Raw genomic sequence first — 8,799 nt, 5'->3', positions numbered from 1 at the left:
GCTCGAGCCGGACGGGGACGAGCCGGCCGGGGCGCTGGCGACCGGGGCCGGCTCGGGGGCGCCGGTGGGTCGTCCGCGGCCGGGCGGGTCGGATCCGGCGGAGGGTGTGTCGACATCGTTTCTGGTGGTCGTGTGCAGGGGTGCCGTCGTGTCGGCGGGTGGGCGGGGCCGGCTCGCGCTAGCGTCCACGGGAGTGCCACCCGCGGTGCATGCGATCGAACTACGTCACGTTTTACCTGGTAGAGCAGTTGGCCACGGCGTGCGTGGACGGACGGGTCCGGGACCGTGGATCTGGTGTGGAGCCGACCCGGATCAGGGGTCGGCTGTGGTCGTCGCGGCGAACGTCGCTGGAAGGCGCGGTCGAGGCCGCCACGGATGCTCTTGCGGGCGTTGCCCCTGGCCGCGCGCGTCTGACCTGCGGCGATGCGTGCGTGTTACGCTGGTAGAGGCGGAAGGGGCACGTGACACATGGCGTTCCAAGTCGGCGAGACCGTTGTTTACCCGCATCATGGTGCTGCTCTGATTGACGCGATTGAAACCCGTGTCATCAAGGGCGAGGAAAGACTCTATCTCGTGCTGAAGGTCGCCCAAGGCGATCTGACGGTCCGGGTTCCTGCCGACAACGTCGGCATGGTCGGGGTGCGTGACGTCGTCGGGCAGGATGGGCTGGAACGGGTGTTCGAGGTGCTCCGTGCACCGCACACCGAGGAGCCCACAAACTGGTCCCGGCGTTACAAGGCGAATCTCGAAAAACTCGCTTCGGGTGACGTGAACAAGGTTGCCGAGGTTGTTCGTGACCTCTGGCGGCGCGATCGCGAGCGCGGTCTTTCCGCAGGCGAGAAGCGGATGCTGAGCAAAGCTCGGCAAATTCTGGTGAGTGAGCTCGCGCTCGCCGAGGGCACCAACGAGGACAAGGCCGAGGCAGTCCTCGACGAGGTTCTCGCTGGCTGATCGGCGAACCAGCCGATCTCGGCATGGTGAATCCGGCTCCGGTCAGTAAGCGCTGATCGGCCCGGATATCTCCAGAAAATCTTGTTTTCGGCCGTCGGATCCGCTGGGTCGGGTGCAGGTTGCCCGGTCTGGCCGGTTCGCCGGCCGGCGTGGCGTGCGGGGCCGCAGCAGCGGTGCCTCGCGGTGGCGACTCAGGTCCGTCCAGCCACGTGTGTACTGCGCCCAGCGGTCGGCCGGTTCGCCTACGGTCGCCGCGATGGGCGATGCTCTCGTGGGTGGACGGCACACGGGAGGTCTGGTGATGGGCGAGAGTCCCCAACTGCGCGGCAGGGGCGCTCGGGTCGCGGCGATCGTGCCGGCGGCTGGTCGCGGTGAGCGGCTGGGCGGGGGGACCCCGAAGGCGCTGCGGTCGCTGGGCGGCCGGCCCATGCTGGTGCGCTCGGTCGAGGCGCTGCGCCGTTCGGAGCTGGTGTCCCAGATCGTCGTGGCGGCCCCGCCGACACTGGTGGAGGTGGTCGCCCAGCTGCTCGGGCGGGACGTACAGGTCATCGCCGGCGGCGCGGAGCGGGTCGATTCCGTCCGCCGGGCACTCAGCGCGCTCGATGAGGACATCTCGGTGATCCTGGTGCACGACGCGGCCCGGCCACTGACCCCGCCCGCGCTGGTGGACGCGGTGGCCGCGGCGGTGATCGCCGGGCATCCGGCCGTCATTCCGGTGCTCGGCCTCGCGGACACCGTCAAGGAGGTAGGGCCGGACGGCCGGGTGATCCGTACCCCGCCGAGGGACGGCCTGCGGGCGGTGCAAACCCCCCAGGGATTCCGACGCGACGTGCTGGCCGCGGCCTACGCGCTGCACGACGTTCCAGTAACGGACGACGCCGGTCTGGTCGAGGCGCTCGGGGTGCCGGTGACGACGGTGCCCGGTGCCCAGGAGGCGTTCAAGGTGACCCGACCGCCCGATCTGGTCCTCGCCGAGGCACTGCTCGCCCGCGCCTCCACCGCGGTGGACGGCCGGAACGAGGCAGAGGTCTGTGCGACCACGGATGTACGGAGGCATGGGTGAGCACGGCGGACACATCCCGGCCGGCACCGGCGCCGGGCACGGTCACGACGGTGATTCTGCCCCGGGTCGGGGTGGGGGTGGACGTGCATCCGTTCGCCGTGGGGCGGCCCTGCTGGGTGGCCTGCCTGCAGTGGCCGGGGGAGACCGGGCTCGCCGGGCACTCGGACGGCGACGTCGCGGCGCACGCGTCCTGTGACGCCCTGCTGACGGCGTCCGGGCTGGGTGATCTCGGCAAGGTGTTCGGCACCGATCGGCCCGAATACGCCGGCGCGTCTGGCGCGGTGCTGCTCGGGGAGACCGCCCGCCTGCTGGCCGACGCCGGCTGGGTGATCGGGAACGTCTCGGTGCAGGTGATCGGGAACCGGCCGCGGATGGCCGCGCGCCGTCTCGAGGCACAGGCGGCGATGGCGGCGGCGCTGGGCGCGTCGGTGAGCCTGTCGGCCACCACCACCGACGGTCTGGGGCTGACCGGGCGCGGTGAGGGCCTCGCGGCGATCGCCACCGCCCTCGTTGTCCGCGCCTGACCCACCCGCCGGCCCCGGCGCACCGTCCGCGTCCCAGCCCACCGTTCGCCGGCCCGGATGTGTCGATTGGATATGCCGATCGGTCATCGGACGGTGGCGTGTGGGGAGCGGGGTGAAAGGCTGGGCTGTGACTGGCCGCTTCCGAGGAGTCTCATGGTTGACCGACTTCCCGAGCCGGTGCGGGCGTTGGCCGACGCACGAACCTACGTCGTTCTGGCCACGGTTCAGGCTGACGGCTCGCCCCGAATGACCGTGCTCTGGGTCGACCGCGACGAGGATGACCTGCTGCTTTCCACCGCGCGTGGCCGGGCGAAGGAGCGCGACATCGCCCGTGACCCGCGGGTGAGCCTGATGTTTCTCGACCAGGTGGACCCGTACAGCTACGTCGAGGTGCGCGGCACCGCCACGCTGGCGGAGGAGGGCGGCCGGGAGCTGATCGACCGGTTGTCGCTGAAGTACACCGGCGACATCTACCGCTGGGACGACCCCGAGGAGATCCGTGTGGTCATTCGGGTCGTGGCGGATCGGATACTGACAGTCGGCTGACACCGTCCCGGCGTGGCCTGACCGCCCAGCCGGCCGGCTCGGGCCGTACCCTTGACAGATGGGTCTCCACCTCTACGACACACGTACGCGGCGTGTGCGGCCATTTGAGCCGCTACGCCCCGGCCACGTGGGCGTCTACGTGTGTGGACCCACCGTGCAGTCGGCGCCGCATGTCGGGCACCTGCGCACGGCGCTGCCGTTCGATCTCCTGCGCCGTTGGCTGGAGCAGTCCGGCCAGGACGTGACGCTGGTCCAGAACGTCACCGACATCGACGACAAGATCATCGTCAATGCCGGGCGGGACAACACGTCCGTGTGGGAGCTCGCGACCCGGCAGACCCGCGCCTTTGACGAGGCCTATCGGACGGTGGGCATCCTGCCGCCGACGATCCAGCCCCGGGCGACCGGCCACCTCCCCGAAATGATCGCGCTCGTCGCGGCGCTGGTGGATGCCGGCTACGCCTACCCGGGCGCAGGCTCCGTGTGGTTCCGCGTCGGCCGGTTCGGTGACTACGGGGCGCTGTCCCACCAGCGGCCCGAGGCGATGCTGCCCTCCGCCGAGGCGGAGCCGGGCAAGGCCGACCCGCGGGACTTCGCGCTGTGGAAGGCCGCCCGTCCGGGTGAGCCGTCCTGGTCCTCCCCCTGGGGCGACGGCCGCCCCGGGTGGCATCTGGAATGCTCGGCGATGGCCGGCAAGTACCTCGGGTCGACGTTCGACATCCACGGTGGCGGGCTGGATCTGGTCTTCCCGCACCACGAGAACGAACGTGCCCAGACCCTGTGCGCCGCGACCGCCACGGGTGCGCCCGGCCGTCCCGGGGCGGGGGCACCGGACGAGATGGCCCGGTACTGGATGCATGTGGGTCTGCTCACCACCGGTGGCACCAAGATGTCGAAGTCGCTGGGCAACTCGGTGCTTGTCGCCGACGCCCTCGAGGTGGTGCGGCCCCAGGTGCTGCGCTACCACCTGCTGTCGGCGCACTACCGGTCGACACTGGAGTACAGCCCGGAGGCGCTCGCCGAGTCGACCGCCGCCCACGACCGGGTCGAGACGTTCGTCCGCAACGCGCTGGACATCCTCGGCGGTCCCGGTGAGGCGGCGGCGCTGGCCGCCGATGACGGGCCGGCCTCCGCCGAGCGTGGGCCACACGGCGCCGGCGCAGCCGGGTCCTGGGCGGACTTCACCGCCGCTCTCGACGACGACCTGGCCGTCGGACGGGCGCTGGCCGCGTTGTTCGGGGCGGTGGCCCAGGGCAACCAGGTGCTGTCGAAGGCCCACAGCAGGGCGTTGGCCACCTGGGTGCACGTGACCCGCCGGATGCTTGCCGTGCTCGGCCTGGATCCGCATGAGCAGTGGCCCACCGCCGGCGCCGAGCTGCGCCCGGCACTCGACGGGGTCATGCAGATCGTGCTGGACCTGCGCTCCGCGGCCCGGGCCCGGCGGGACTACGCCGAGGCCGACGCGATCCGTGCCCGGCTGGCCGCCGCCGGCCTCATCGTCGAGGACACGCCCGAAGGGCAGCGCTGGCACCTGGCATGACGCCGTCGGAGCGCGCACCTCTCGGGTGAGCTTGCCCGGGGGGTGCGCAGGACGCCGTTGGCCTGGGGGATTGGCCAGATCTGGCGCTGCTGGTACGCCCCGGCCGGGAAGCTGTCTGGGGCGCCGGCCGATCGGACGTGGTCGGCCGGCGCCCCGGGGGTCAGCGGGCGCGCAGGGTGATGCGGGTCCAGGCGCCGAGGTAGACCCGGTCGCCATCACGCAGGGGAACGGTCTGGCCGGGTTCGATCGGGTCCGGTTCGTCGTTGAGCCGGGTGCCGTTGGTCGAACCGGGATCCCGCACGGCGTAGCCGCCGTCGGGCAGCTGCTCGAACAGGGCGTGGCTGCGGGAGATACCCGGGTCCTCCGGCGCACCGGACAGGTCGATGTCCGGATGGATGCCGCGGGACTCGCTGCGCCGGCCGATCAGCATCTTCACCCCGGCCAGCGCGAACACCCGGCGCGGGTAGAAGGTCGGGAACGGTACGCGGTGGTCGTCGCCGCTGTCGTAGTACTCCCGCTCGGCCTCGACGATTGCCTCCCAGACGCCTGCTGCGGCCGCAGGACGCTCGTCCTCGCGGTCCCAGCCGCCGGCGGCGCGTGGGTCGTCCAGCACGTCCCGGGGGTCGCGCCGACCGGCCCGCGGGTCGGACAGTTCGGGATCGCCGCCACGGGGGTCACCGCCGCCCTGGCGGGCGTAACGGGGGTCGGTGGTGCGCCGCGGGTCGCCGCCGCGCGCCTGCTGGAAGCCTCGGTCCGCACCGGCTCCCGGTGCCTCGGGGGCGAGCGGGTCGGCTGGGTAGCCGCCGTAGCCGTCGTCCCGCCGGGCCCGGCGGTGGGCGTCGGGGTCGTGCTCGTCCCCGTAGCCACCGCGACCACCGCGCGGGTCGGCACGCTGGTCGGCGCCCCGCCCGTACGGGTCGGCCGGCTCGCCGTAGCCACCGCGCCCGGCGGGTTCGGCGTAGCCACGGTCGTCGCGGCCGGGCGGGTAGCCGCCCGGGTCGCTGCGGTCGTCGCCGCCGCGGCTGTAGGCGCCACGGTCGGCATAACCACCGGCGCCGCGGTCGTCGGGCGTTTCCCGGCCCGGTGGGTAGCCCCCGCGGCCGTACGGGTCGGCGGGCTCGCCGTAGCCACCGCGATCGGCCCGCGGGTCGGCCCCGCGGCCGTACGGGTCGGCGGGCTCGCCGTAGCCACCGCGATCCGCCTGACCGCCGTAGCCGCCACGGTCGTAGCCGTCGCGCCCGCGACCGTCAGCGCCGGCACGTTCGTCGGGGCTGGAACGGTCGTCCCGCGGTCGGGCGTACGGGTCGCGGTCGTACCCGCCGGGCGCATCGTAGGGGTCCGCCTGGTAGCCCCGGCCGCCGCGCGGCTGGTCGGCGTAGCCGTCCCGGTCGTATCCGCCGTAGGGGTCGCCGCCGCGCGGTGGATCTGCCACTCCGGCCAGATCGGCCGGCGACCGCCGGATACCCAGCGGGTCGTAGCCCCCGGCCCCCGCGGAGTCGGGACCGTCCGGTGCGGCCGCGCCGCGCCGACGGCTCCCGCCCGGCTCGTCGACTCCGTAGGGAGACCGACCGCCGTCGTCCGGACGGTATTCGTACCTCTCCTGACCAGTCATGATCCCAATTCCGCACCGATCGCAGTAGTCGGGTAGTGAGACAGGCGCTCGCGCAAGCCCAGCGCCATCACCTGATCACCGGTTCACCCGGAGGGTCCTCGTCGACCGTGGGTCCAGGACCATCTCATCGATGAACCGCTCCATCGATGACCACTCCATCGATGATCAGCTCATCGATCTTCTCAACGTTCTTCTTGCACCGAACCGTACCTGTTGTGTCTTCGTCGTTGTGAACCGCCTTCCGTAGGAGGTGGTGCGTGCCCCCGTTTGCCGGCAGCGCGGCCTCCCCGGACGGCCGGGGAAACCTCGACCGTACGGGCCGACCAACAGTGTCGCAGTGGTCGTGCCGAGAGGACGACGGGCCTCCGGCCCGGCCCGGCCCCACCGGCCTCGGTGCTCCCGCGACGGGGCGGACATCAGTGATCCACCCGGGCGACGACCGCGGTGATGTTGTCGTGACCACCTGCGTCGATGGCGAACTCGACGAGATGGCGACCGACCTCGATCGCCGTGCTGTGCGCGGGCAGCTGGTTGACCAGCGAGGCCATGACGTCGGGCCGGGAGGCGTAGTTCCACAGACCGTCCGAGCAGACCAGCACCGTGGCAGGCGTCTCGATCGGAAAGACCTCGGTGTGCGGGGCGACGTCCTCCACGTCGCCGCCGAGCCACCGGGTCAGGGTGTGCGCCCGCCGGTGGGTCTCGGCCTCGCTGGCCGGGATGAGGCCGGCCCGGGCGGCCTCGGCGGCCCAGGTGTCGTCGGAGGTGAGTCGCTCGCACCAGCGTGGGCCGAGCAGGTAGACCCGGCTGTCCCCGACCCAGCCGACGGTGACCATCCCCGGGCCGTCGGGCGTCGGTGGGGTGACGATGGCCGCGGCGAACGTGCAGGACGGCGCCATCCGGCCCTCCGCCGCACTGAGCTGGGCGATCGTGTCCTGGGCCGCGTTGACCGCGGTGTGCAGGACGGCCTCGGCATCCTCCGGGGAGAAGCCGCCGACGACCGCCCGGGGGGCGGTGCGCGGCTCGTCGTAGGTCGGATAGTCGGGCTCGAGGATGTCCAGCATGTCGTCGGCCCGCCCGCCCGAGCCACGAGGCGGCAGCGAGTCGTGGTGGACCGGATGCCCCGGCCCGTGCGCCCGCACCGCGTCGGCGAGTACCGCCATCGCCGTGGCCGCCGCCGCCGCGGACGCCTGACCGGAGCCGGGGGTCGTCGAGACGCCGTCGCAGACCACCGCGATCAGTGTGCCGTAGACCACGGCGAGGCCCATCGCGTCCTCGTTCGTGGTGTGGCGTACCCCCCGGTCGCAGACACCGGCCAGTTCGCCGAGGTCGACCTCGGCGTGGTCGGCGTCGCCGTGGGCCGGGTCGGGCCCCTCCAGCGCGTGTCCGCAGACCTCGCAGTAGCGGTCGTCGGCGTAGACGGGCGCCGCGCAGACCGGGCAGCGGCTGAGCTCGTCCTCCGGGTCGAAGGCGCCGGCTCCGGCGAACTGGTAGGCCACCGTCGGGGCGTCGTCGTGCGGGTTGAGGTCCATCGTCACGCCGCCGGAAGGTGACGCCCGTGTACGGGCGGTGTGCGCAGAGCCATGTGCTGGTGCCTCCTGCCCCTGCTGGTCCGGTCGTCGGAACTCGCCACCGTGGCCGCGGTGCCGGCCGCGCCCGGGTGGTGCCCCGGCGATCCGGCCGGTGTGGGATGGCCGGACGCCCGTGGCGGACTGGTCGATCGGATCACGTTGGTCATCACGGATTCATGGGGACGTATCTTCCCAGGTTCACCGAGGTGCGTCGATGACCGAGACCGCTACCGGCAGGCCACTGTCCGGCGTGTTCTCCTTCGTCGGCGCGAGCTTTGATGAGCGTAAGGGTCCGATGTCGACGACCCCCGGCGGGGACCGCCGCATCAGGATAGGGCGCGATGCCGCCGCGAACGGCAATGTCGGGTCAGGTCGCTGGCACGGGTCCGGCCGGCCCCCCGGGTGGGGGTCCCCGGCCGAGGCCGGCGGCCGGGGTACCTGGACGTGTCCGGGCGATCGGCCAGGTGGGTCCGCGCCGAGGGATTCCCCGGCTGGCGCCGGATACCGTGCGTCACGCCAGATACCGTGGTCACATGGTCGTCTCACGTCCGCGCGGGGCATCCGTGTCGGGATCACCCGTATCCGGATCACCCGAGGTCGGATCGTCCGTTGCCGGATCGCCATGGCGCGGACCAGGTTCGTCCGGACCAGGCTCGTCCGGAGCCGGCCCGTTCGGGCCAGGAATGTTCTGGTTCGGTGCATTCACCCCGGGGTGGTGCTGAATGGCCGGCGGGGGGCGTCGGGGTGGCGGCGGGATCGCCCGCGGCGGCCAGGGCGGCCGGGCAGGCAAGGCCGGCTCGCACCGCAAGGGTGCCGCGAACGGCAGCGGCGGGCAGGGCCGTCGGGCGCTGGAGGGCCGAGGAGCGACCCCGCCCGCGCATCTGCGTCCCGGTCACCCAGCGCAGCGCAAGGCGGCGGCGGAGGCGAAGGCGACCGGCGTCGACCGTGATCGTTCCGGCGCCCGTGGCGGTGAGGGCGGCCGGGCCGCCGGGGCC

Annotated in this window: 8 protein-coding genes and 2 pseudogenes; 6 read left to right on the top strand and 4 right to left on the bottom strand. The window is 72.7% G+C overall.

What is annotated here, in order from left to right:
• Positions 1-189 (bottom strand): annotated as a pseudogene (locus tag ND747_RS28985) (thioredoxin); the annotation flags it as partial.
• A 279-nt stretch (positions 190-468) separates the two neighbouring features.
• Here ND747_RS28985 and ND747_RS28980 point away from each other — a divergent pair.
• From ND747_RS28980 to cysS, 5 genes are all read left to right on the top strand, one after another.
• Entirely contained in the window at positions 469-951 is a 483-nt protein-coding gene (locus ND747_RS28980) for a CarD family transcriptional regulator (protein WP_163549059.1), read from the top strand.
• A gap of 301 nt (positions 952-1,252) precedes the next feature.
• Entirely contained in the window at positions 1,253-2,014 is a 762-nt protein-coding gene (gene ispD, locus ND747_RS28975; protein WP_251737433.1) for a 2-C-methyl-D-erythritol 4-phosphate cytidylyltransferase, read from the top strand.
• A complete protein-coding gene (ispF, locus tag ND747_RS28970; RefSeq protein ID WP_251737432.1) occupies positions 2,011-2,538 on the top strand; it encodes a 2-C-methyl-D-erythritol 2,4-cyclodiphosphate synthase in 528 nt (175 codons plus the stop codon). The genes ispD and ispF overlap by 4 nt, the downstream gene beginning before the upstream one ends.
• Before the next feature lie 153 nt (positions 2,539-2,691).
• Positions 2,692-3,084 (top strand): PPOX class F420-dependent oxidoreductase, encoded by a 393-nt coding sequence (locus tag ND747_RS28965; RefSeq protein WP_251737431.1) that lies wholly within the window; start codon positions 2,692-2,694, stop codon positions 3,082-3,084.
• A 58-nt stretch (positions 3,085-3,142) separates the two neighbouring features.
• Complete coding sequence (gene cysS, locus ND747_RS28960) at positions 3,143-4,624, top strand: cysteine--tRNA ligase (RefSeq protein WP_251737430.1); 1,482 nt, start codon at positions 3,143-3,145, stop codon at positions 4,622-4,624.
• A 160-nt stretch (positions 4,625-4,784) separates the two neighbouring features.
• On the opposite strand, the gene ND747_RS28955 is transcribed toward cysS, so the two are convergent.
• The 3 genes from ND747_RS28955 to ND747_RS28945 all read right to left on the bottom strand — a co-directional run bounded on the left by ND747_RS28955 (position 4,785) and on the right by ND747_RS28945 (position 7,765).
• Positions 4,785-6,236: an FHA domain-containing protein gene (locus ND747_RS28955; protein WP_251737429.1), complete on the bottom strand. Its 1,452-nt coding sequence runs from the start codon at positions 6,234-6,236 to the stop codon at positions 4,785-4,787.
• 124 nt (positions 6,237-6,360) lie between these two features.
• Positions 6,361-6,621: a hypothetical protein gene (locus ND747_RS29950; protein ID WP_251737428.1), complete on the bottom strand. Its 261-nt coding sequence runs from the start codon at positions 6,619-6,621 to the stop codon at positions 6,361-6,363.
• Positions 6,622-6,652: 31 nt separating this feature from the next.
• Positions 6,653-7,765 (bottom strand): PP2C family serine/threonine-protein phosphatase, encoded by a 1,113-nt coding sequence (locus tag ND747_RS28945; protein WP_251737427.1) that lies wholly within the window; start codon positions 7,763-7,765, stop codon positions 6,653-6,655.
• Positions 7,766-8,526: 761 nt separating this feature from the next.
• Here ND747_RS28945 and ND747_RS28940 point away from each other — a divergent pair.
• Positions 8,527-8,799 (top strand): annotated as a pseudogene (locus ND747_RS28940) (23S rRNA (guanosine(2251)-2'-O)-methyltransferase RlmB); the annotation flags it as partial.

It is taken from the genome of Frankia sp. R82 (assembly GCF_023716925.1).
GTDB lineage: Bacteria > Actinomycetota > Actinomycetes > Frankiales > Frankiaceae > Frankia.
The sequence above is the reverse complement of the archived record's forward strand: the minus strand, read 5'-3'. Positions and strand labels throughout refer to the sequence as shown.

What these genes read in the sequence shown, in the direction of transcription:
- ND747_RS28980 (WP_163549059.1), top strand. Translation starts at nt 469, where the DNA reads ATGGCGTTCCAAGTCGGCGAGACCGTTGTTTACCCGCATCATGGTGCT.
- ispD (WP_251737433.1), top strand. Translation starts at nt 1,253, where the DNA reads ATGGGCGAGAGTCCCCAACTGCGCGGCAGGGGCGCTCGGGTCGCGGCG.
- ND747_RS28965 (WP_251737431.1), top strand. Translation starts at nt 2,692, where the DNA reads ATGGTTGACCGACTTCCCGAGCCGGTGCGGGCGTTGGCCGACGCACGA.
- cysS (WP_251737430.1), top strand. Translation starts at nt 3,143, where the DNA reads ATGGGTCTCCACCTCTACGACACACGTACGCGGCGTGTGCGGCCATTT.
- ND747_RS28955 (WP_251737429.1), bottom strand. Translation starts at nt 6,236, where the DNA reads ATGACTGGTCAGGAGAGGTACGAATACCGTCCGGACGACGGCGGTCGG.
- ND747_RS28945 (WP_251737427.1), bottom strand. Translation starts at nt 7,765, where the DNA reads ATGGACCTCAACCCGCACGACGACGCCCCGACGGTGGCCTACCAGTTC.